This is a genomic window from Paenibacillus fonticola DSM 21315 (assembly GCF_000381905.1).
Taxonomy (GTDB): Bacteria; Bacillota; Bacilli; order Paenibacillales; family Paenibacillaceae; genus Fontibacillus; species Fontibacillus fonticola.
In genome coordinates this window covers 92,229-115,129 of record NZ_KB907263.1, presented here as the reverse complement: position 1 = coordinate 115,129, position 22,901 = coordinate 92,229, and the positions used below count along the sequence as shown (strand labels likewise).

The following is a 22,901-nucleotide window of genomic DNA, read 5'->3' as shown; positions in this document are numbered from 1 at the left end:
GTGAGTACTCTCAAAAAACGTTTTAGGAGGAGTTAACATTGTCACAAGAACGTACAAATGCAGCAACGTTTAAAGGTAATCCTATTACGCTGATTGGTCCTGAACTGAAGGTGGGCGACAGCGCCCCAGACTTCCGATTGAATAAAAATCTGCTGGAAGAAGCGACTCTTCAGGACTTTGCAGGTAAAATCAAATTGATCAGCGTCGTTCCCTCCTTGGACACAGGCGTGTGCGATGCACAGACACGCCGCTTCAACGAAGAAGCTGCCAGCCTTGGCGATGACGTAGTGATCCTTACAGTAAGCGCAGACCTGCCTTTCGCGCAAGCCCGCTGGTGCGGAGCTGCTGGTGTCGATCGCGTGGTTACACTGTCCGATTACAAGGACAATTCCTTCGGGCAGGCTTACGGCGTACTAATTAAAGAGTTTAAACTGGATCAGCGTTCTGTATTCGTCCTCGATAAAGATAATAAGATTACTTATGTCGAGTACTTGAGCGAAATGACAGAGCATCCGAATTACGATAACGCTGTAGCCGCAGTTAAAGCTCTCCTATCCTAAGATCGGCGTAATATTATGAATAACAAAAGCGAGTAGGAGGAATTTCTTCCCTGCTCGCTTTTTGTTAATTTAAGAGCTAACCTTATAGGCCCCGATCTTCTTCTCAAGCGCCGCATACAGATTTAGAATGTTGCGGTAATTGCCCCCCAGATCGCCCAAAGAGCCCCGGGTAGCCGAATAAATATCTACCGCACTGCGCACCGGGCCCGTCGATACGATCGATACGGTAATATCCATCGTTCTTCCGAAGGCGGTCTTCTTCTCAAGCGTGATCTCACCGACGGATTGTACCTCGTGCAACACTTTATAGCCTGGAATTTTCTTTAATGTCGAGGATACTTCCTCCCAAATTTTATCTTTGGACAATTGATAATACCTTGTTTTCATTTCAGGCATTTTGGCGCGGTCACTCGTTCCTTCTTGACTGCGGAAAACACCGATGAGCGTTCTTTTTAATGACACTCTACTTCCTCCTTCGCTACTCGTCGCGAGACATAAAGTGTATGTAATGCGTTATTACCTTAGTTTAACATTGTTGCGTTACAAACAAAAGCACAGTCATCATACATCGGCACAAATAGGGGCACATATTTGCATAGAAGCATATATTTGCACAAAAAAACACCCTGCAGCCTTAAAATAAAGGTATACAAGGTGCCGTTCATCATCGAATTAAGAGACCCGCCTATGCCGTCCGGTTACGCTGTCTCGAACCTGCATCAGCAGGTGGGTGACCGCAGCATCGTCTTTGAAGTCCCCTCATCGTAAAGATAGGGCCTTTCAGCAACGTTGCAATATAAGTCTCCCGGGACATTGTCATTGGTTCAAAACAACATAGAACCGAAACGCACATCGCAGGACGTAAATCTATTATAGTCCTTCTAGCTGCAAATGTAAACCTAATGTAAAATGACGAGCTATTATTTCTTGTTGCTGTCTTTTTCTTCTCCGTCAGCTGCTCCGCCAGCGTCGCTGCCGCCGTGAACAGTTTCGCTGCCATCGGGAAGCTCGCCAGCAGCTTCATCGCTTTCTGCCTCGTCCGCATTTCTCTCCGCTTCCAATTCCTCTTCGGCCTGGCGCATTTTCTCTACTTTCTCCTGCAGCTTATTGTAGCTGATATAGAAATTATAAAACGCGACAAAGGCTGTAAGCGTACCGAAACCGAACAAAATTAGCCATGTAAACCGCATTGTAATGAAGCCAAGCGCGACCACACAAAGAACGGTGGACAATACGCGAAACGGACGGAGAATCGTCAAGAGCACCGCATTTTTAATTAAATGTGAAGTCTTCAAATGATAGTGAGATACCAATGAGAAAAAGTTAAAGAGTGAGACGGACAGCAGAATCAAGAAAATCAGCATAATAATGCCGATAATTTGCATATTGGCAAATTGCTTCATATATACGTTATAGTCAACAATCATAATAATGAATAATAACGTATAGAAAATTCCGCCGAGCATGCTTTGCTTGTAATTTTCTTTGTAGCCTTTAAAGTAAGTTTTGATTACACTTACATCACTTTCGCCCATTACCCATTTCCGTGTCACAGAAAACAAAGCCGCCGTCGCCGGAAACAGTGTAAACGGTGCCAATATCGCTAATATCCAGGCGATTTGTATCCACATGTCGATATCCGTGCTTAACAATCCTGTCAGCACAAAAAATAGGAAGGGCGACGCACAGAGAATCCACAACAGATTGCTGCCCGAGATTCTCATGATCCACTCTGTAACTTTATAAAACCCGCTCATTAATCCTTTGTACTCCAAAAAGAAAATCTCCCTCCAAGTAAGGTTTTGTCTATAAATAATACTATACATGATTAAATGAGCTCAATCCAGCGCCTATTTTCACTTCCATTGGGTAAGTGTCTAAACTCGGTTAACTATCCAGCCATAGTATATACCGTAACTTCAAAAACAACTTTAAAGGAGGTTGTCACATGTCCCATGTAGGCCCAGGATATGGCGGTTTTTGGACTTCCACAGGTACGATTTTAGTATTGTTCATCTTACTCGTTATTGTGAGCCGTTCTATCCTGTACTAAGATCCCAATAAATAAGAAGACGGAGCGCACAAGGCGCCGCCGTCTTCTTAGTTATGGTTTGTATGCATGTCAGATTATTTGAAGATTAGTTGTCATAAGAGGCGTTGTCATTGCGTCTAGTCGGTCTGCGGTCACCGCCGCTGCTTGCCGGACGCGGCTTGCGATCCGAGGAGGACGAGCGGTAAGAGTCGCGTCCGCCATCCCGGTTGTATCCTCCCTTGCTGCCATAGCCTCCACGGCCTCCGCCATCACGATTGTCCCGGCGATATCCTCCGCCTCCGCTGCGGCTGCCATAGCCGTATGGCTTGCGTCCGCTCGAACGAATATCCGGATTGCGGCGCTTCACGCGAATCGGTTCTTCCGGCGTCAACTCAATGTTCGCTTTCTCGGCCTTATCGCCTGTAATCAGCTTGAAAGCTGCGGCGAGCAGGTTAACGGAATCATATTGCTCAAGAAGCTGAATCGCAATTCCTTTGTACTCGTTCAATTCAGCTGCTTCTACAAGTTCGAGAATGCGCTCTGCTGTAATACGTTGTTTACCCTCAATCGCCTCTGCAATGCTAGGCAATGGCTTGCGAGCGATCTTCTGACGCGTGATCCGCTCGATGAAATGAAGATGATCGATTTCCCGCGGCGTGACGAACGACCAGGCTACCCCTTCCTTGCCTGCCCGTCCTGTACGGCCGATACGGTGCACATAGCTTTCGGGATCCTGCGGGAGGTCGAAGTTAACGACGTGAGTTACGCCGGAGACATCCAGACCACGCGCTGCAACGTCCGTAGCAACCAGAACATCGATGCTGCCATCCCGGAATTTGCGCATAACGTTATCCCGCTGATTTTGGGACAGGTCCCCATGAAGGCCGTCGGCGGAATAACCGCGTTTTTGCAATGCTTCAGCCAGCTCGTCCACGCGGCGCTTTGTCCGTCCAAATACAATGGCAAGCTCTGGAGATTCCATATCTAACAAGCGGGTAAGCGCATCGAATTTCTGACGCTCATGCACTTCAATGTAAGCTTGATCGATTAGCGGTGCACTAACCTGTTTCGGGATGACGGAGACATGCTCCGGATCTTTAAGGAATTGCTGAGCCAGCTTCTGGATATTTATTGGCATTGTAGCGGAAAATAACATTGTTTGGCGATCTTCGGGGACAAGCTTCAAAATCGACTGAATATCCTCCATGAAGCCCATATCTAGCATTTCATCGGCTTCATCCAGTACAACAGTCTGTACGTCATCAAGCTTAATCGTCTTGCGGTTAATGTGGTCAAGCAAGCGGCCCGGGGTACCGATAATGATTTGAGGTTTTTTCTTCAATGCGCGAATTTGCCGGACAATATCCTGTCCTCCATAAATCGGAAGGGAGCGGATTCCTTTGAAGCGGGACAGCTTGCCAATCTCTTCAGCTACCTGAATCGCCAGCTCCCGAGTCGGGGTCATAATGAGTGCGACGATCCGCTCCTCACTGGCCGGAATTTTGTTAATAAGCGGAAGACCGAAAGCTGCCGTTTTCCCTGTCCCTGTCTGCGCTTGTCCGATCAAATCGCGACCGGTCATCGCATAAGGAATCGATTTGGTTTGAATCGGTGTCGCTTCTTCAAAACCGAGTTCTTTAATGGCTTGTAGAACTTTAGGCTCTAGACCAAAATCTGTAAATGTGCTCAATATATTCATACTCCTTCTATAAGTGGACATCCCACTATCTTGACTGTATTCTTAAGTAGCATTGGAACGTTTATAGGCTGTCCCATCAACCCATAAATTTTACATAGCTTACGGATTTTTTAGACAAACTTCACAGATCGCTTATACTTTCTTTGCCATTTATCATGGAAAAGGATACCTACTCAAGAATATCTCAAACATTATAGCACAAAACATGAAAAGAACACCAGCAAGCTGTTTGGCATATTTCTACATTCCTAAGAGGTGAACTTTCTATGCTCAAAACAATTGTTAACAGTATAGTTATTGTGATCGGCGCTGCTCTGATCGCTTCCGGCTTCAATCTGTTCCTCGTACCGCATCACCTGCTCAGCGGCGGAGTGTCCGGACTGTCCATGTTAACCGGTTACTTCACGCCTCTAAGTATCAGTGTCATGTACATGGTATACAACATACCTATTCTTATCGCCGGCCTGTTCCTGCTCGGGCGGCGCTTCGTTATGCTCAGCATTCTTTCCGTCGCCGCCGTGACCTGGTTTATCGCCCTCATTCCGGTAGGGGGCACGCCGCTTACGACCGACACTTTTCTCTCCGCCGTCGTCGGCGGTGTCCTGGTCGGCATCGGCAGCGGAATATCATTTCGGGCCGGCGGCTCATCAGGCGGCTTTGATATTATAGGTTCGATCATTACAAGATACCGTGACTTTCCCGTCGGCAGCGTCCTCGTCTCCATGAACGCGATCGTCATTCTTGCTATGGGCTATATCGAAGGTGACTGGAACCTGGCCTTGGCGTCGATGGTCTCGATTTACTTGAGCGGAAAAGTAGTCGATTTAATTCATGTCAGTCATACGAAAATCACTTTGTTTATCATTACAGACCGGACAGATGACTTGCTGAATAAGCTGCTAAAGCTCCCGCGCGGCGTAACGCTCATCAAAACGCAGGGTGCCTTCTCCCACAAAGAGAAGGATATGCTTATGACCGTAACGACGCGCTATGAGTTGACAGAGCTAAGAAATATTATTAAAGCGACCGACCCGTCAGCCTTTGTCAACATTGTGGAAACTGTAGCCGTTATGGGCTCTTTCCGGAAAAAGTAATTTTTTCCGTCCCCCCTGTCCGCCGTGTCATTGTTCGCCATATTATGTTATAATGAATTACGTGGTTCCTTAGTCAATTTCATAGGATTTCAGCTTTACCTTATTTCACAGGCTTTGTGCTTTTCCGTTTAAGAATGATTCTCTTAACGAATGATTCTGGAGGAAAGGGTGATTGATGTGGATATGGAAACGGTAAAACTGGCTCAAATCGTCATGAAGTGGTTCCCCGACATGCTGCCTTTCTTCGATGAGAAGGAGCTTGACTCCATGATCATCCTCCGAGATGGCATAAACCTCTTGGAACCGAATGATGCTATGGAGATTATTCAATTCAGTATTTGCGAGCTGCAAAATACGAAATTTCTTCATTGAATATGGAGCTTTATTGCTGTACAAAAGCCGCTTTCTTTTGTCTTGACAGAAGAGGCGGCTTTTTTAAGGAAATAAATGATTATGGCAAGTCTATCTTAAGGGAGAGAAGACGATGAACATCATATGGACTCTGTTACTGCTAGCTTTAAACAGCAGTAATGGAGGGAACAGCACTCCAGCTCCGGCAGACGACTCCATCGGCAGCCTGCCGCGCATTTTTCAATCATCCTATCATACTTTTGTAGCTAATGCCGCACAAGGTCGGCTCGATGACCCGCTGCCGCCCTCCATGCTTGTAGCCCCCCCGCAGGTAGAGGCTCCCATTGTCAAGGGAATTTATGTAACAGCTTATAGCGCTGGCGGTGAACGCATGGAACAGCTCATTGATTTATTAGACAACACCGAGCTGAATTCAATGGTCATTGATTTGAAAGATGATACCGGCTACATTACTTACAAAACAGATAACCCGAAGCTGCAGGAGCTCGGCAAGCCGCAGCCTTTTATTCGCGATATCGACGCCCTGATGGCCCGCTTAGACAAACATGAGATTTATCCGATTGCCCGCGTTGTCGTTTTTAAAGACAGCATACTTGCCAAGAAGCATCCGGAGTATTCTTTTGTACATAGCGACGGTTCCGTCTGGAGCAACAGCAAAGGGGATGCTTTCGTCAACCCCTACAACAAGGAAGTTTGGGAATATAACCTCGAAATAGCCAAAGAAGCTGCCAAACTCGGATTTAAGGAAATTCAATTCGATTACGTGCGCTTTCCCGAAGGCTTTGAGAAGCGTGCGGACTCTTTGAAATATTACAAGGATGAGAGAAGCCGCGTGGATGCAGTAACTTCTTTTGTCAAATACGCCAAAGAGGAATTGGAACCCCTGGGCGTCAAGGTTTCCGTCGATATTTTCGGCTATGCCGCCTCTGTTCCCGCTGCGGAAGGAATCGGCCAGGATTTCGTCAAAATCTCGGAAAACGTCGATATCATTTGCCCCATGATCTATCCGAGCCATTATACAAGCGGCTGGTTCAATGCCAAAGATCCGGACACGGCCCCCTATCAAACGATAAAGGGCGCTACCATCGATACCCTTAAGAAGCTGGAGCCGCTTGGCGATAACAAGCCTTTGATCCGTCCATGGATTCAGGATTTTACTGCCAGTTGGCTTGGAAAGGGACATTATGTTAAATACGGTAAACATGAAGTCGAGGAGCAAATTCGCGCGCTCAAAGAATTGAATGTCGATGAATATCTGCTCTGGAATGCGTCCAACAGATATACGTCAGGTGTAGAATACAAATAAGTGCATCCGACACAGCCCGGGCGATTGCCCGGGTTTTAGTCTGGTTGTTCTGAGGAGCAATTACGTGAGAATTACAGTAAATCTTAAACAAAAATACGCTCAATTTATTAAAATACTTATCCCGATCCTAGTAACGCAAATTACGATGTCATTAATGACTTTTTTCGATACAATGATGTCGGGACATGCCAGCCCAGCTGACCTAGCAGGCGTAGCCATCGGCTCCAGCCTGTGGGTACCTGTCCAGACCGGGTTAAGCGGAATTTTGATGGGCCTGATTCCCGTCGTCTCCCAATTGATCGGCGCAGGACAGAAACATAAAGTAGGCTACCATGTCATTCAAGCGCTCTGGCTGTCGGCCGCCATCGCCATTGCTGTAGCAGTTATCGGCGCATTCGTCGTCTCACCACTGCTAAACGGTATGAATTTGGAGCCTAAAGTACATCATATCGCCCTGTATTTTTTAGTCGCGATTTCGGCTGGCATCTTGCCGCTGTTCGGCTATATCGTCATCCGTTCATTTATCGATGCGCTGGGACAAACCAAAGTATCTATGATCATTACGCTCATTTCTTTGCCCCTGAACGTAGGGGCCGGATATGTGCTGATTTTCGGAAAGCTGGGCTTTCCCAAACTGGGAGGGATCGGGTCCGGCATCGCCACAGCCTTCGCCTATTGGTGCATTTTTCTGATCTCGGTGCTGATCGCCCATAAGGCAGAGCCTTTCGCGTCCTATGGTGTTTTCCGCAAATGGTACGGCGTGTCGCTGGCAAAGTGGAAGGAGTTATTGAAGCTTGGCGTACCGATCGGCCTCGCCATCTTCTTCGAAACGGCTGTATTCGCCGCCGTAACGCTGCTGATGAGCCGCTTCGATACGCTGACGATAGCCGCCCACCAGGCCGCATTGAACTTCGCCAGCACCTTGTACATGATTCCGCTCAGCATCTGTATGGCCTTGACGATTCTCGTCGGCTATGAGACAGGGGCTTCCCGATTAAAGGATGCGAAGCAGTATTCCTATATCGGTATTGGAACTGCTGCCGTTCTGTCCGTGGTCACCGCGCTGATCATTATGCTGTTCCGTCAAAATGTCGCTCAAATTTATTCCAGCGAACAGGAAGTCGTCCAGTTGATTATGCATTTCCTGATTTATGCGGTCTTTTTCCAACTCTCAGACGCCATAGCTACACCGATTCAAGGGGCGCTTCGCGGATACAAAGACGTCAATCCGGCCTTCTGGATTACTTTGCTCGCCTTCTGGATTATCGGCCTGCCGCTTGGGCATGTGCTTTCTAACTACACAAACCAGGGAGCCTACGGCTACTGGATCGGCCTTATTTCCGGACTGGCTGTTGCCGCGTTGCTTCTGGTTTGGCGCCTCATCTTCATCCAGCGTAAATTTACCCGGAAACCGCTAGAGCAGAGCGCCGAATAATGCCAATATAGCCGGAGCAAGGTTAGCCGCAAGAACAGCTGGACTTAAGCGTAAAGAAAGGCTTACAGCCCATCTTTATCAAATCGATCTTTTCTCCTGAATGTCTAAATACTGGATCATTTTTATCAAATCAACTTATTACAAGAAAGAGGGAAATTCATTTGGCCATCGCCATCTGAATTTCCCTCTTGTTTTTCATCTTTGCATGTTCTCCACTCTCAAGCCATCCGTTTATGCAGCAGGATTACTGAGATAAACGGGAAGCGAGCTCATAGAGACTCATATCGAACTTCTTCTTCGTGGCAACCACTTTTTCGATATCGGTCAGCAGCATTTCCCCGCCAATCATCCCGCAAGCTTTGTTCGATTCGCCTTCAATCAGCTTGCGTACCGCAAAATCTCCAAGTCGGCTCGCCAGATTGCGGTCGAACGGAGTTGGTGATCCGCCGCGCTGGATATGGCCCAGCACAGTAGCTCTCGGCTCCAAAGACGGCTGGCGCTCTTTAATCGCTTTGACGACTTCTTCTCCAGTGCCAACGCCTTCTGCCACGATAACAATGCTGTGTCTCTTACCGTTGTCAAAATTCGATCTCATCCGGTCAGCAACTTCATTCAGATCAAACGGCACTTCCGGAACGAGTATCGTTTCGGCTCCTGCAGCCAATCCTGCATGCAGGGCGATATCCCCGGAATGGCGTCCCATTACCTCTACGACGGACGCCCGTTCATGAGAAGACATCGTATCACGCAGTTTATTTACAGCGTCTACAACAATGCCTACTGCTGTATCGAAACCGATCGTATAGTCGGTAAAAGAAACGTCGTTATCAATTGTGCCTGGAAGGCCCATCGTTTTTATTCCTAGCTTGCTGAGCTTTTCAGCGCCCCGATAGGAACCATCGCCACCGATGACCACCAAACCATCGATACCGCGATCGCGCAAAATTTGCGCCCCCTTCTGCTGGCCTTCTGGCGTTTTAAATTCCGCGCAGCGTGCAGATTGAAGAATCGTTCCCCCGCGTTGAATAATGTCGCCTACACTTCTAAGATCCATGGAGAAGATATCATTATTGAGCAGTCCCTGATACCCCCGCTGAATTCCGAATACTTCAAGACCGTAGTACAATCCGCTGCGAACGACGGCGCGAACTGCAGCGTTCATGCCTTGGGAGTCACCGCCACTGGTGAGAACTGCGATTTTTTTTACTGCTGACATAATGATTCCTCCTAAAAGTTTTGTGAAGCAAAACTTTACTTCGTAAGCATTCGCTTAGTTTTGTGAAGCAAAACTTTGCTTCGTAAGCATTCATTTCGTTTACATTCAATTCACTATTACTTTAAACGTTTGCGAATCCAGCGGCTGTTTACAAAGAAGAACAATCGCATTAACGGACTTCTTCTCATAAGCCGTTTAGATACCTCTCGAATTTCCTGCTGCTCGCTGACTTTGGGGTCGGATAAATATAAAGCCAGCAGCCCTTCGATTATCATCACATGGAACGAAGAGGCGGGCAGAGCCGCAACATCTTTACGAGCTTCATCAACTATAAAGGCAATTCGGTTTAACATCGTCTCTTTACTATCGTAGTAGCTGCAGAAATTCAAATCTCCGCCAATTTCATCTTCAGCCTGATCAATCAAATAGTCAAGCATAATATGTAGTCCACAAACATAAGGAAAGTAAGCATTATGAATGGTTCGGGCACTCGCCTCATCCAAATGTTCGTCGCTCGCCGACAGAAACAGCATAAATACACCAAGCGTCGAGCCAGTCGCTGCCGCAAACTCATTCCATTTCAATTGTGGTGTCCGTGCCTGGTGAAGCTCCCACCAAGCAAGCAGAGCGGCTTCACGGCGGCTGGGATCAATATGCTTGTACACTTGTAAGTCCGTGTACAGTTGTACCAGATCGGCAATTAGCGGCTGGGCTGAACGATACCCGGGTAATTTGACAATTTGGGCATGGCAGGTCAAAACGAGACGGTGCAAATATCCCCCGTCATTCCGCTCCTCCCGGAGCGCATAGTAATCTTGCAGCTGTGCCTGAGGATTAATCGCATCCAGCATACTTTGATGAAGCAAACGGAAATCCCCTTCATCCATCGACGTACTACGGTCGCAAAGATTATCCAAATAATCGCTGATCGTCTGAAAAGCTACAATTAAAGGTATGATAATATGACGCTGCGGCAAGTTTGCAGCGGCATACACAGCGCCCCCTTGACAATGGAACTCCTTCGTCTTAATGCTGGCAAGCGCTTGTCTTCTTAGCTCAGGATCGGGGATATTGCCCGCATCCTTTCTCCAGCTATCAAGCTCCTTGCGTACCTCAGGTAAGATGAACTTGTATACTCGGCTCATCAGCCTGATGGGCTCTCGGGGAAACTGATTGCGGCTTTGCTTAAGTTCAATCAATGGCCTGCCTCCATAGGTTGTTTAGATAGTTCATGTATACAAAACCAGTCTATATTATAATATGATCCCTCTCTTTGCACAAATTAACTAAATCACAGATGAGTTTTCATTGTAGGCTCATCTTGAGATACCCGGTACCAAATTTGCAGATCGTGAATACGGCTGGCTAACTCCGCAATTTCTCCGTTAATTCGACAGCTTTTTTCAAAATCATTCTCATTGCCCATTTCCAACAGCTTCCGCTCAATCAAACGTTCAAGCGCCATCACTTTCGTTGGAATTTGCCCCCGGATATTTTCCCATTCTTCGATCATCGCCAATCTTTCATTCATATTATAAGTCTCGAAAGGCTGATCCAGGGCCGGCACATGCATATCCAATCTATCATCGTATACAAAACAGGAATGATACACGCTGCTCCTCCTATCGAAAGTATATTAAAGTATATTGTTATATAGTATTATACCGGAAATTTAAAATGTTAAAAATCTTATTAAATCCGAGTTATCCCATACGATCTATTATTGTCGTTGTATGTCAAAATAGATATAATGTACATAAATTTCCCGAACGGAGTCCAGATCGAACAATGAAAATACCTCAGGCGGCCCGCAGTGAAGTATCCTGGCTTAGGGCTCTTATTTTTACGATTTACGGAACAAGCGCGCTGGTGGCATCCTATTTTCCGCTTTTCTATGCGGACCTTGGACTTTCCAGAACAGAGATCGGCTACATCTACGCCGTCGGCCCGATGATCTCATTGATATCCAATCTAATGTGGAGCTATGCGAGCGACCGTTACCGCACCATAAAGAAAATACTGTTTATCCTGCTGGCAGGACAAATGTTGATGTCGTTCTTCCTTTCGATGGCCACGCAGTTTTCGGTCATTATATTTATTATTGCGCTGTACTATTCCTGCTTTTATCCTGTGCTTCCGCTAACCGATTCGATCGCGATTTCAACAGCCAATCGCCATAACAAAAACTTTTTGTCGATCCGTATCTTCGGCTCGATCGGCTTCGCTATTTTTGCCCTGCTAATAGGTTATGTGCTGTCCGCCATCCCTTCTATTACGACGATGGGTTTATCTATGATTATCGCTGGTACGGCGCTGTTTTTTACATTTTTCATTAAAGATCAGGCTGCCAGCGTAGCGAGGGTCAATTTCTCGGGCATCCTATCGATCCTCAAGCAAAAAGAATTGCTCTGGTTTTTGGGCTGCGTATTTTGCCTTGCCCTCGGCATGCGGATGAACGACGCTTTCCTATCCATTACGCTGCATGACCTTGGAGCTGGGAAAGAAATGATCGGCTGGGCCATGCTGCTGTCGGCCTGCTCGGAAATACCGGTCTTTCTGCTGCTGACCCGGTACGGTTCGAACTTCAAAGAGCTTCCGCTGCTGCTGCTGGCCAGCCTGATGTTTGCCTTAAGGTTCATGCTGGTAGGTATGTCCGATTCTGCCACTGGAGTGCTGCTTATTCAACTGATGCATGGCGTCTCCTTCGGCATATTTTATGTCACGGCCATACGGATGCTAACCCGGCTCATCCCCGCGCAATTTCAAGCCACAGGGCTCGCCTTGTTCACCATCATGTGGTCGAGCTTGTCGGGACTGTGCAGCGGAGCGTTTGGCGGCATGCTATTCGAGCATTTCGGCAGGGAAAATTTTTATTTCGCTGCGATGGGTACGTCCTTACTCGCTTTTATCGGCTTTGCCAGCCGCTTTTTATACCGGTCCAAACCTAAGACGCAGAGCAGTACTACTACAACGATGAACGAATAATCCGCCTTCTGTTCAAACGCTATGACATACGTTATAATTAAGAGCAGCTTATAGTACCTAGTGTTAATAGAAACGAAGGTGGGATATTATGGATTTTAGTCAATTCCGGGACATCGTCATCACCCGCCGAAGCATACGGGATTTTAAGAAAGAGCCTGTTGCAATTTCGGATATCGAAGAAATTATCGATTGTGCACGTTATGCACCTAGCGATACGAACTCACAAACTTGGGAATTCATTGCGGTGGTTAATAAAGAGAAGATCAAGCATATTGAAGATTTCACCTGGGAGAAGCTGCATGAAGTTGCCGCGCGTGCCGAAGGCGAGGGGCTGGCCCGGGAAGCCAAACTGCTCGTTAAATCCTTTGGGCCTTATGCTACCGCCTTCTCAGGGGCTCCTGTATTGATCATCTGTCTCTCAACGCCGTACACCTCAAAATTCAGAGAACGTATCTTTGACCCAATTTCTTTCGTAGAGCCTGAGGTTTGGACGGAAGAAGGATTGAAGAGCAGCTGCCTTGCTGCGCAAAACCTCATGCTCGCCGCCCACGCCAAGGGATTGGCAACCTGCCCTATGACAGGTCCGGTGCTGCTGGCAGAGGACAAACTGCGGGATTATCTCGATATACCGGACGACCGCGGAGTGAACATGGTAATTGCGCTTGGACACCCTGCGATTTCGCCGAAAGCTACACCCCGTAAAGAAGTCGCGGAAATTCTCCGTATTGTGGAGTAAACAACCTAAGCGAAGCAAATCTCCAACTAATGGCAAACATTATGAAAGTTATAAAAATAACGGACCGAACAGGGACACGTTCCCTATACAGTCCGTTATTTTAGGTTCTTCATCTATTTTGCGCATTCTCCCTACAGTCGTCCATACGCGCGGAGCGTCAATAGGTGGTTAACCGTGACGTACCCCCGCCATTCCTGCTCCGAGGCTGCACTTACAGCCGGCCAAGCAATCGGCCACCCGCCATCGGCTTGTTGCTGTTTCTGGAGCTCGTCCAAATGCAGCTCCACCTCATCTTTCGTAACAAAGCGATAGGCATAACTTTCAGGCGAGGGAGCATAATCGAGCACCTTCTGTACATACCCGCCAGCAAGTGGATCCCTCTCTATTACGCCCGGAGAGCTAAGCCATTCATCGAGCACAGGATAGAGGCCGGCTGCTCGCTCGGAGTCCGGGGCATTAGCTAAAAACAGCAACCACTGCTCTCCATCATGATAATCGCCAGGACGGCTCCCCTCCAGCGTCTGCCACAGAAAAGCCAGGTGAGATTGGAACCACTCCTGATCACATAATTGCTGCCGAAGCGGACTGTCTAACAGCATGCCGATAATCTTACCGGTGGGGTTCAAGGCAGGTATGTCGTCTGCTTCGGTTTTCCACCAGGGGGCATGCCCATAATGATTGACGGCTGTCGTCGCACGTGGAAAACCTCCGCCGGGAAGCGTCAGTTTTTCTAAATAGGCTAGCAGTGCCGTAACTAGCTCCGAGTCCAAACCGCCAACCTCCTTAAGAAGCGAAATCGCCATTTCTGTAGTGACGGGCTGGCTTTCAGGACAACGCATATCCGGCTCAAGGGCTTGTCCAAATCCGCCGTCCTTATTCTGATATGGCTTCAGAGCCCGAATTACGTCCTCCCTGGAACCATTCTCAAAATGATACGCAAATCGCATCCGATCCAGCAAACGAGCGCTATTATACATAAAGCTCCTAGCCCGTTCCAACGTTTCTTGGCCTTTTACAAGATCACTCATATCCCTTCCCCTCTCCATCGTTTGGATTTGGATAACTTGAATCTCTTCCTTATTCAAAGCCCCTCTTCGTACGGTCTATGCTATTTCAGTTATTTTATCATTCGCTGCTTAAACTCGTCAAAGACGCATATGAGGCGAACACTTCCTCCTCCTATGCTCTGTGGACAACAAAAAAACACAGCCCATAATGAGCTGTGTCTTTCATATTTAAGCCTTCTTGAAACCAAACTTTATAAGTGATCCGCTAATACGGAAAATATCTTATAATTTGATTACGTTAGCGGCTTGAGGACCACGGTTACCGTCAGTGATTTCGAACTCAACGGCTTGGCCTTCTTCTAGTGTTTTGAATCCGTCGCCTTGAATCGCGGAGAAATGCACGAATACGTCTTCGCCGCCTTCAACTTGGATGAAGCCATAGCCTTTTTCTGCGTTAAACCATTTAACTGTACCTTTCAAATGAACAACCTCCTAAAAATAATCGCCATCATTGACGAATATCCATATTATACTCCATGGTTTGATACAATGCAACGTATCATTTGCCCTGCGCGCCAATCAATTTAAAAGGAGCGGCTTGCGCCGTTTTTCATTTGCTTTCAGGCGGGGCGTGAGTTATCATTTTACATAAAAAATATATCCAACATTAAGGCAAGAACGGAGAACGTTTAAGATGATCAAAAAACACGAAATATACAAAAAAGACAAATGGAATATGATGTTTGTAGAAGTTCAGGGCAAATCGCTCGTCCTGCGGGAAATTTCTGACCAATGGGGCGAGGATTCCCACGTTTTTCTTAGCCGGCCCGCACTGATGAGCTGGGCCGAGCAGCGCTTTCCCAAGGAGGAGTTCGCAGGCAGAGAAGATGAATGGAATGACATCATGAACGCATTCAAGCAAGTGTAGTCCTAGTTTATTAACTGTGAAGGAGAACTATCATAACCATGGAAAGTTCAAACCTGATTATTTTTATTATCTCTGCATTCGCTCTGGGGATCGTGCTCATTTTGACCAAAAATCAAGTTCCCCCGAAAATCAGGCGCTGGCTGGCTATCTTCGCTAGTCTAATGATTGCCTTTGCGTTCATTCTCGTCATTTACAGTTTCCTGGCATAAACAGCATAGCAACGATACGGCGACGGTAATGGCGGAAGCACGGCGAAGACAGTAGCGGAAGCAATATTATTTGGGATAAAGGTAATACTAATACAATGCCCCGATTCATCGTAAGGGAGGTTCCATTGTATGAAAAGTATTTCCCTAATCCCTCTCCTGCTGTCCTCTACCCTGCTTATTACGGCTTTGCCCACTGAAGCCGCCAGTGACATTCGTTCACCAGCTCATTCAACTCAAAGGAGGATACCTATGACTACAATACCTAAACGTTCCGAAGTGCTATCAGAGAACAGCTGGCAGTTGGAAGACTTATTTTCGAATCAGCAGGAATGGGACACAACTTATGAAGAGCTGAAAAAGCTTAAGAATAAAGCGGCGAATTTTGAAGGCAAGCTGAACACGCCCGAGAACGTCAAAGCGGTATTCGCTTTGGAAGACGATCTGTCTTTGCGCATTGAACGCCTGTACGTGTACGCCCATCTGAGCCATGACCAGGACACAACCAACCCTACATACCAGGCTCTCGTACAAAAGGCAAAGAAGCTAAGCGTCGAGGTTAGCGAGGCGCTCTCGTTCATCACCCCGGAAATTTTGGCTCTTCCGGAGCAGGAGCTTGACAGCTACATCAACAACCCTGAACTTGCCGATTACAAGTTTACTTTACAGGAAATTAAGCGCGAGAAGGCGCACGTGCTCAGCAAGACTGAAGAAGCTCTGCTCGCCCAAGTCGGCAACTTGTCGCAGGCCCCGCAGCAAATTTTCGGAATGATCAACAATGCTGACATGAAATTTCCTAAAATCAAAGACGAGCATGGCAAGGAAGTGGAATTGACCCACGGCAGCTATATTCAATTTCTGGAAAACCCAAACCGGGAGGTACGGGAGCGGGCGTTCAAGGCCGTCTATGAAACCTACAGCAAGCAGAAAAATACGATCGCCGCAACGCTCAGCGCCAACATTAACAAGAACATGTTCTACTCCCGTGTTCGTAAATACCCTTCCGTGCTTGAAATGTCGCTTTATGGCGATAACATCCCTAAGGAAGTGTATACGAATCTCATCGATACGATTCATGAGAGCCTCCCGCTGCTACAGCGCTATTTGAAGCTCCGGAAAAAGCTGCTCGGTGTAGATGAGCTTCATATGTACGACCTGTTCGCTCCGCTAGTTGAGGAATACAAATGGGATATTTCCTATGATGAAGCGAAAGAAATGCTAATGGAGGGACTGAAGCCGCTTGGAGACAATTATCTCAAAGTGCTTCAGGAGGGCTTGAATAACCGCTGGATTGACGTTTATGAGAATGAGGGCAAGCGTACGGGAGCATACAGCTGGGGAGCCTATGGCACGCATCCTTATGTGCTGCTGAACCACAAGGATAACCTGAACAGCATGTTCACGCTGGCGCACGAAATGGGGCATGCGCTGCACTCCTATTTCTCAGACGAACATTTGAAATACCGGGATGCCCAGTATACGATTTTCCTTGCTGAAGTCGCTTCGACGACAAACGAAGCACTGCTCATGGATTATTTGCTGAAAAAATCGGCGGATCCAAAGCAAAAGCTGTACCTGCTCACCTACTACGCCGATCAGTTCCGGACGACCGTCTTCCGGCAAACGATGTTTGCGGAATTTGAAAAAATTGTGCACGAGCACGCGGAAGCAGGCAATTCTTTGACTCCACAGGAGCTGTCCCAAATATACTACGACCTTAACGTGAAATATCACGGCAAGGAGATGACCGTCGATCAGGATATCGAGATGGAATGGGCGCGGATCCCTCATTTTTATACGAGCTTTTACGTATATAAATACGCAACCGGATTTTCCGCAGCGACAAGCTTCTCCAAACAAATTCTTGATGAGGGGCAGCCTGCAGTCGACCGTTATCTCGGCTTCCTAAGAAGCGGCGGCAGCGACTACTCCATTAATATTTTGAAGAAGGCCGGTGTCGATATGTCTTCGCCTGAGCCGATTCGTAAAGCGATGAGCGTGTTTGAGGAACTCATCGAGCAAATGGAACAATTAACGAAATAGCGTGTAAAACTTTTGGTGATTTGATCCCTTGCCCACACGGGCAAGGGATTTTACACTGTTAGATTTTACACTGTTAATAGAAAGGATGTGTTTGAACCAATGAAACTCCAGTGGTCCCTTATTCTGGCTCTCGTATTTGCCCTTATTACCGCCCTCTTTGCCGTGATCAACGTGGAGCCAGTCCAAGTTAACCTGTTGTTTAATTCCGTGAAAATCCCGCTAATTTTGCTTATTCTCGGCTCCACTCTGCTGGGCGGTATTATCGTCGGCTCCTTCGGCATATACCGCGGATATCGGCTGCAGAAAGAAGTAAAGCTCCTGAGCGCAAAGCTGGCGCAAATTCAGGACGCTACCGGGTATGAATTTCCGGAAAGCGGGAAAGCAGAGACGGAACAGCCGTCTGCTGCGAAAGACATATAGTTACCGCGATTATAGTAAATACAGCATCTTTCCATTTTAGGAGGAACGAGCATGAATATTCAACCGAATGAAACCTACATACTCGATCTGTTGACTAAGCTGCTAAATACACCTAGTCCGAGCGGCTTCACGCAACGCATCATGAAATTGATCGCTACCGAGGCTTCAGCCCTTGGCCTTCCGTTTACGCAAAACGAAAAGGGAGGAGCCCTCATAACCTTGAAAGGTAAGGACTCCTCCCGCCGCATCGCGCTTAGCGCTCATGTTGATACACTTGGCGCCATGGTGCGTTCCGTCACCGAACGGGGAACACTGGCCATTACATCGATAGGCGGCTTTATGATGCAGAGCATCGAGAACGAATATTGCATGATCCATACACGGAGCAGCAAAGTCTACACGGGTACGATTTTGACGACCCGGCCTTCCGTCCATGTCTATAGCGATGCCCGTGATTTCACACGTGAAGAAAGCCATATGGAGATCCGCATCGATGAGCTCGTAAGCACCAAGGAAGACGTACTGAAGCTGGGCATCATGGCCGGTGACTATATTTCCTTCGATGCCCGTCCAGTCATTACGCCAAGCGGCTATGTCAAGTCCCGTCATCTTGACGACAAAGCGAGCGTTGCCGCTTTGTTCGGACTGCTGGAATCCAGCTGCCGCGAAGGATGGCAGCCGGCTCATGATGTTGTGCTGCTCATTTCCAACTACGAGGAGGTTGGGCACGGAGCGTCGTCAATCCCTGGCGGAATCCACGAAATGATTGCGGTCGACATGGGGGCGATCGGCGATGATTTAAACTGTAAGGAGACGGATGTCTCGATCTGTGCCAAAGATTCCACGGGGCCGTATGATTACGATATGACCGGGAAGCTGATTCAGCTTGCCCAGAGGCTGAATATTCCTCATTCGATCGATATTTATCCCCACTATGGTTCGGATGCTTCCGCCGCTTTAAGGGGCGGCAACAATATTCGCGCCGCTCTGCTCGGCCCCGGGGTACACGCTTCACATGCCATGGAACGTACGCATAAACAAGCGATATTTAACACGGCAAAGCTGCTGGCAGCCTATGTTGCAGGCTAACCGCAAGCAATGGGACAAGCGCAGCCTGAGCCGCTGGAGCGTGGCGTTGGCCGCTGCTGGGGCTCTTATGCTTAGTATAGTATTTATGCTGACCCGGGCAGAAGATGAGATGCTCCCGCGTCCATATACTTTTCAGACCGGCAAAGCTGTCAATGGGGTGCAGCTCTATGCGCTTGCCACCCAGCCGGATTCCATCGAGCTGAGACAAACGGACAAAGCATTGGCTGATTCTCCGGTATATGGAATGAATGGCGGTTTCTTCTACGGAAGCGATATTTTATCCGTAGCCGTAAAAGACGATCTCCCTGTTAAAGGTCAACAGGGAGAATATGGATCTGGCTGGTTTAACGTAAAATACCCCCGGGGCACACTCGTTTGGGATGGTACGGCCGGCAGCTTCTCTGTTCAGGTCGTCTCCTCGGCATCAGAGATTAATGTAATGGATCGCAAAAGCTACTGGGCGCAGGGGGGAGTCAGCATGAATCTCAATAACGAGACGACCTGGTACAGCGTGGCCGAACAGGAGCATCTTCCCTTCCCTGATGAGCAGCGTTTGCGATCCGGCCTAGTCTATGACGAGTATGGTCATATATGGCTTATTGTGACGACCACACGCTGTACGGCCACCCAATTTAGAGAAGCCATCCAGCAGCTCATTGCTCCCGGAGCTTATAAAGAGGGAATATTCCTCGATGGCGACGGCTCCTCACAAATGAATGCTGCAGAGGTTACGCTAAAAGGAGATTCCCGGAGTTTGCAGCAAATGATCGTCATTGCTCAGCCATCAAGTTAAACTGCTCAACTATCAATCAAAAAAAGATCAAACAATAAAGATCAATCCAACAGAGATCGACGCATCAATACATTAATCAACAATGTTCAATGTTCAATGTTCAGTCGTTTTAGTTTCGCTGCTGCTCGATTTTCTCAGCCAGCTCGTTTAAGTACGTCCAGCGATCCATCAGCCTCTCCAGGTCTGCCTCGGCTTCCTGCTGCTCCGCTACGAGCTCCTGCAGTCTGGAAGCGTCGCTGGCCGCTGCTTCCATCTCCGCAGCGATATTTGTAAGCCGCTCTTCCGCCGCTTCCACCATACCGTCAATTGCTTCATATTCCCGCTGCTCGTTATAGCTGAACTTCACCCGCTCCACCCGCGCCGAATCCTTGCTATCCGGACCAGCTGCTGCATTCTGCTCTCCTTTGGAGCCCGAATCGTTCGCTGAGGATGCTTTGCCCCTCGCTCCGCCGCTCCCTATCCCTGGCTCCGGCTCAGCACGTTTCATATGCTGCAGCCTCTCTTCATAATCGCTGTAGTCCCCTGCATGAACGGCAACGACACCGTCTCCTTCAAAAGCCATAATTTTATCCACAGTCCGATCAAGAAAATACCGGTCATGAGAAACAACGAACACCGCTCCCGGAAATTCATCCAAGTATGACTCCAGCACCGTTAATGTCTGGATGTCGAGATCATTCGTCGGTTCGTCGAGCAGAAGCACATTTGGCGCCCCCATCAGCACGCGAAGCAAATACAGCCTGCGCTTCTCGCCGCCTGACAGCTTGCTGATCGGGGTCCATTGCATCGTTGGCGAAAACAGAAAGCGTTCTAGCATTTGCGCTGCAGTAATCCGCGAGCCGTCGGAGGTCGTAATGACCTCCGCTTCCTCTTTGATATACTCGATAACCCGCTGCTTCTCATCCATCTCCTGGTGCTCCTGCGTGAAAAAACCGAGCTTCACGGTCGTTCCCAATTCAACATGTCCCTCATCCGGCTCCACTCGGCCGGCTATCATATTCAGCAAAGTTGACTTCCCGCTGCCGTTCGGACCGATAATGCCGACCCGGTCTCCGGGAACCGCCGTATAGGTCAAATCCCGGATCAGAAGGCGATCTGCAGCCGATTTGCTTAACTCAGAAATTTCCACGATTTTTCGCCCTAAGCGTGTGGAGGCCACAGAAATATCGAGCTGGTCGCTCTTATACTCCGTTCTCTCCTGCTGCAGCTTCTCAAACCGTTCAATTCTTGCCTTCTGCTTCGTCGTTCTCGCCCTTGCTCCCCTTTTAATCCATGCCAGCTCGTTGCGAAGCAAATTTTGCCGTTTCTGCTCGGCAGATGCTTCCCGCTCCTCCCGCTCGCTCTTCAGCTCGAGAAAGCGGGTGTAGTTTGCTTCGTAGCGGAACAGCCTGCCATGATCGAGCTCCAGCATGACGTTGCATACCCGGTCAAGGAAATAACGGTCATGTGTAATCAAGAGCAAAGCGCCGCGGCGCCGTTGCAAATAGGCCTCCAGCCAGGCCACGGATTCGTTGTCAATATGGTTCGTCGGCTCGTCCAAAATGAGCAGCTCGGACGGAACGATCAGTGCGGAAGCCAAGGCGATTCGTTTACGCTGCCCGCCGGACAACTGACCGACTTTGGCGCCAAAGTCCGTAATGCCCAGCTTTGACAGCACGCTTTTTGCTTCGCTTTCCAGTCCCCAGGCCTGCAGCCGATCCATCTCCTGGCTCAGTTTCGTAACCGCAGCCTGCTGCTGTTCGTCCGCTGGATTCAGCTCCAACTGCTCAACGGCTTCAATATAGCTTGACACCGTTCGCAGCAATGGATCTTCACCCTGGAACACCTGCCGCAGCACCGTCGTATCCGGATCAAAATCCGGGTTTTGCGGCAAACAGGCGATCCTTACGTCATTGTTTACCGCCACACGACCGGAATCCGGTGCCTCAAGACCGGCAACAATGCGCAAAAAAGTGGATTTCCCTGTCCCATTTACACCGATAATGCCGATTTTGTCGTATTGCTCCATTCCGAAGGACGCATCCTCAAACAAAACCTTGTCCCCGTAACTCTTCGAAATTTGTTCTACTGTTAAAATGTTCATCTTGTTCCCTACTTTACATGAAATACAAGCGCGCAGCTTCTGCAGCGTATCCAAAAAAATAACAATAGCTTATCAAACAACGCCAAACAGCCATTTGCCTAAAGCGAGAGCGATACCGCCTGCCGCAAGTGAACTGATCATATTCACCATATCGTTATTTAACCAAGTAAAGCCCCGCAAAGGGACAGTGGCTTCATTGCAATGCCTCACCGCCTCCACGCTTCGGCCACAGACCGTACAGCGATACATGCTCTGAACTGTAGCTCCCAAATAAGAGTCGATCATTGCCCCAGCAAAGCCGGACAATCCGCCGATGACGATCCATAATAACACAGGCTTGCCCACATCAGCCGCAAGGCCAGCCCATTGCGCAAGCAGCCAGCCAGCTCCTCCGATTATCACGGCGCCGCCTAGAGCGGCTAAACTTCCGAGCAGCGATACCCCTCCGGACGTCCCGGCAGTTATCGGCTTGCCATTCAATATAGACCTCGGAGGCTTCCGGCTGAGACTGCCCCATTCCGTCGCCCACGTATCGGCCGTTACGGAGGCCATAACGCCGATAAAAAACAGCACCCATCCTGAATCCGGCCACAGCGCGTTACCGACACAAGCTGCCATCCCCAGCCCGCCATTAGCCATCACCTGCCCTGCGTCTCTTGTGCCGGATTTGGCGTAGCTCTTCTCCGACTCCGATTTTCGGTCCGCTTTTAGTTTAGAAAACAAGCTCGATGTAATAAAAAACAGCAGCAATATTCCGAACCAGAATACATTCCCGGCGCCAAAATAAATCGTTCCCATCAATGTGGCGGCAATCATGCCCGACAAACTGAGCGACCGTTTCCAATATGCCGCTGCCGATACAACGATCGCGCCGGTAAATCCAATCAGCCAGCCCAT

General features: G+C 48.4%; 24 protein-coding genes and 1 other RNA gene. 14 read left to right on the top strand and 11 right to left on the bottom strand.

Annotated features, from left to right (window positions below; all coding sequences use genetic code 11):
• The first annotated feature begins 38 nt into the window (after positions 1 to 38).
• A complete protein-coding gene (gene tpx / locus G358_RS0118905) occupies positions 39 to 560 on the top strand; it encodes a thiol peroxidase (RefSeq protein ID WP_019638819.1) in 522 nt (173 codons plus the stop codon).
• Positions 561 to 629: 69 nt separating this feature from the next.
• Here tpx and G358_RS0118900 read toward each other — a convergent pair whose 3' ends face one another.
• The 3 genes from G358_RS0118900 to G358_RS30480 form a co-directional block, all read right to left on the bottom strand.
• Positions 630 to 1,022 (bottom strand): DUF1499 domain-containing protein, encoded by a 393-nt coding sequence (locus G358_RS0118900; RefSeq protein ID WP_019638818.1) that lies wholly within the window; start codon positions 1,020 to 1,022, stop codon positions 630 to 632.
• Between the two features lie 212 nt (positions 1,023 to 1,234).
• Positions 1,235 to 1,424: non-coding RNA, 6S RNA (gene ssrS / locus G358_RS32485), on the bottom strand.
• Positions 1,425 to 1,480: 56 nt separating this feature from the next.
• Entirely contained in the window at positions 1,481 to 2,335 is an 855-nt protein-coding gene (locus G358_RS30480; RefSeq protein ID WP_019638817.1) for a YesL family protein, read from the bottom strand.
• A 173-nt stretch (positions 2,336 to 2,508) separates the two neighbouring features.
• Here G358_RS30480 and G358_RS32480 point away from each other — a divergent pair, with 173 nt between their 5' ends.
• A complete protein-coding gene (locus tag G358_RS32480; protein WP_019638816.1) occupies positions 2,509 to 2,613 on the top strand; it encodes a hypothetical protein in 105 nt (34 codons plus the stop codon).
• An 85-nt stretch (positions 2,614 to 2,698) separates the two neighbouring features.
• On the opposite strand, the gene cshA is transcribed toward G358_RS32480, so the two are convergent.
• Complete coding sequence (cshA, locus tag G358_RS0118885) at positions 2,699 to 4,282, bottom strand: degradosome RNA helicase CshA (protein ID WP_019638815.1); 1,584 nt, start codon at positions 4,280 to 4,282, stop codon at positions 2,699 to 2,701.
• A 275-nt stretch (positions 4,283 to 4,557) separates the two neighbouring features.
• Between cshA and G358_RS0118880 the strand changes: the two genes are divergently transcribed.
• From G358_RS0118880 to G358_RS0118865, 4 genes are all read left to right on the top strand, one after another.
• Positions 4,558 to 5,385: a YitT family protein gene (locus tag G358_RS0118880; protein WP_019638814.1), complete on the top strand. Its 828-nt coding sequence runs from the start codon at positions 4,558 to 4,560 to the stop codon at positions 5,383 to 5,385.
• Positions 5,386 to 5,553: 168 nt separating this feature from the next.
• Complete coding sequence (locus tag G358_RS0118875) at positions 5,554 to 5,757, top strand: hypothetical protein (RefSeq protein WP_019638813.1); 204 nt, start codon at positions 5,554 to 5,556, stop codon at positions 5,755 to 5,757.
• Between the two features lie 112 nt (positions 5,758 to 5,869).
• Positions 5,870 to 7,063, top strand: a complete 1,194-nt coding sequence (locus G358_RS0118870) for a putative glycoside hydrolase (RefSeq protein ID WP_019638812.1) — start codon at positions 5,870 to 5,872, stop codon at positions 7,061 to 7,063.
• Positions 7,064 to 7,127: 64 nt separating this feature from the next.
• Positions 7,128 to 8,498, top strand: a complete 1,371-nt coding sequence (locus tag G358_RS0118865) for an MATE family efflux transporter (protein ID WP_019638811.1) — start codon at positions 7,128 to 7,130, stop codon at positions 8,496 to 8,498.
• A 244-nt stretch (positions 8,499 to 8,742) separates the two neighbouring features.
• Here the strand turns inward: G358_RS0118865 and pfkA are convergent, their stop codons facing one another.
• The 3 genes from pfkA to G358_RS0118850 form a co-directional block, all read right to left on the bottom strand.
• Positions 8,743 to 9,714, bottom strand: coding sequence for a 6-phosphofructokinase (gene pfkA / locus G358_RS0118860; protein ID WP_019638810.1), 972 nt, complete (start codon positions 9,712 to 9,714; stop codon positions 8,743 to 8,745).
• A 116-nt stretch (positions 9,715 to 9,830) separates the two neighbouring features.
• A complete protein-coding gene (locus tag G358_RS0118855; RefSeq protein WP_019638809.1) occupies positions 9,831 to 10,913 on the bottom strand; it encodes a tetraprenyl-beta-curcumene synthase family protein in 1,083 nt (360 codons plus the stop codon).
• A 92-nt stretch (positions 10,914 to 11,005) separates the two neighbouring features.
• Positions 11,006 to 11,326, bottom strand: a complete 321-nt coding sequence (locus G358_RS0118850; protein WP_019638808.1) for a hypothetical protein — start codon at positions 11,324 to 11,326, stop codon at positions 11,006 to 11,008.
• A gap of 176 nt (positions 11,327 to 11,502) precedes the next feature.
• Between G358_RS0118850 and G358_RS0118845 the strand changes: the two genes are divergently transcribed.
• Together G358_RS0118845 and G358_RS0118840 are read left to right on the top strand one after the other, a co-directional pair.
• A complete protein-coding gene (locus G358_RS0118845) occupies positions 11,503 to 12,699 on the top strand; it encodes an MFS transporter (RefSeq protein WP_019638807.1) in 1,197 nt (398 codons plus the stop codon).
• Between the two features lie 88 nt (positions 12,700 to 12,787).
• Positions 12,788 to 13,435, top strand: coding sequence for a nitroreductase family protein (locus tag G358_RS0118840; RefSeq protein WP_019638806.1), 648 nt, complete (start codon positions 12,788 to 12,790; stop codon positions 13,433 to 13,435).
• Between the two features lie 131 nt (positions 13,436 to 13,566).
• On the opposite strand, the gene G358_RS0118835 is transcribed toward G358_RS0118840, so the two are convergent.
• Both G358_RS0118835 and G358_RS0118830 read right to left on the bottom strand, forming a co-directional pair.
• A complete protein-coding gene (locus G358_RS0118835) occupies positions 13,567 to 14,463 on the bottom strand; it encodes a hypothetical protein (protein ID WP_026342357.1) in 897 nt (298 codons plus the stop codon).
• A 261-nt stretch (positions 14,464 to 14,724) separates the two neighbouring features.
• Positions 14,725 to 14,922: a cold shock domain-containing protein gene (locus tag G358_RS0118830; protein WP_018750471.1), complete on the bottom strand. Its 198-nt coding sequence runs from the start codon at positions 14,920 to 14,922 to the stop codon at positions 14,725 to 14,727.
• 214 nt (positions 14,923 to 15,136) lie between these two features.
• Between G358_RS0118830 and G358_RS0118825 the strand changes: the two genes are divergently transcribed.
• From G358_RS0118825 to G358_RS0118800, 6 genes are all read left to right on the top strand, one after another.
• Positions 15,137 to 15,370 carry a hypothetical protein gene (locus tag G358_RS0118825; protein ID WP_019638804.1) on the top strand — a complete coding sequence of 78 codons (234 nt, stop codon included), beginning with the start codon at positions 15,137 to 15,139 and terminating at the stop codon, positions 15,368 to 15,370.
• A gap of 38 nt (positions 15,371 to 15,408) precedes the next feature.
• Positions 15,409 to 15,579, top strand: coding sequence for a hypothetical protein (locus G358_RS33505; protein ID WP_019638803.1), 171 nt, complete (start codon positions 15,409 to 15,411; stop codon positions 15,577 to 15,579).
• 249 nt (positions 15,580 to 15,828) lie between these two features.
• Positions 15,829 to 17,619, top strand: a complete 1,791-nt coding sequence (gene pepF, locus G358_RS0118815) for an oligoendopeptidase F (protein ID WP_019638802.1) — start codon at positions 15,829 to 15,831, stop codon at positions 17,617 to 17,619.
• A gap of 99 nt (positions 17,620 to 17,718) precedes the next feature.
• Positions 17,719 to 18,039, top strand: a complete 321-nt coding sequence (locus G358_RS0118810) for a LapA family protein (RefSeq protein ID WP_019638801.1) — start codon at positions 17,719 to 17,721, stop codon at positions 18,037 to 18,039.
• 51 nt (positions 18,040 to 18,090) lie between these two features.
• Positions 18,091 to 19,128, top strand: a complete 1,038-nt coding sequence (locus tag G358_RS0118805; RefSeq protein ID WP_019638800.1) for a M42 family metallopeptidase — start codon at positions 18,091 to 18,093, stop codon at positions 19,126 to 19,128.
• A complete protein-coding gene (locus tag G358_RS0118800; protein WP_019638799.1) occupies positions 19,115 to 19,921 on the top strand; it encodes a hypothetical protein in 807 nt (268 codons plus the stop codon). The genes G358_RS0118805 and G358_RS0118800 overlap by 14 nt, the downstream gene beginning before the upstream one ends.
• A 109-nt stretch (positions 19,922 to 20,030) precedes the next feature.
• On the opposite strand, the gene G358_RS0118795 is transcribed toward G358_RS0118800, so the two are convergent.
• Together G358_RS0118795 and G358_RS0118790 are read right to left on the bottom strand one after the other, a co-directional pair.
• A complete protein-coding gene (locus G358_RS0118795) occupies positions 20,031 to 22,004 on the bottom strand; it encodes an ABC-F family ATP-binding cassette domain-containing protein (protein ID WP_019638798.1) in 1,974 nt (657 codons plus the stop codon).
• 72 nt (positions 22,005 to 22,076) lie between these two features.
• Positions 22,077 to 22,901 carry a DUF92 domain-containing protein gene (locus G358_RS0118790; RefSeq protein WP_026342356.1) on the bottom strand — a complete coding sequence of 275 codons (825 nt, stop codon included), beginning with the start codon at positions 22,899 to 22,901 and terminating at the stop codon, positions 22,077 to 22,079.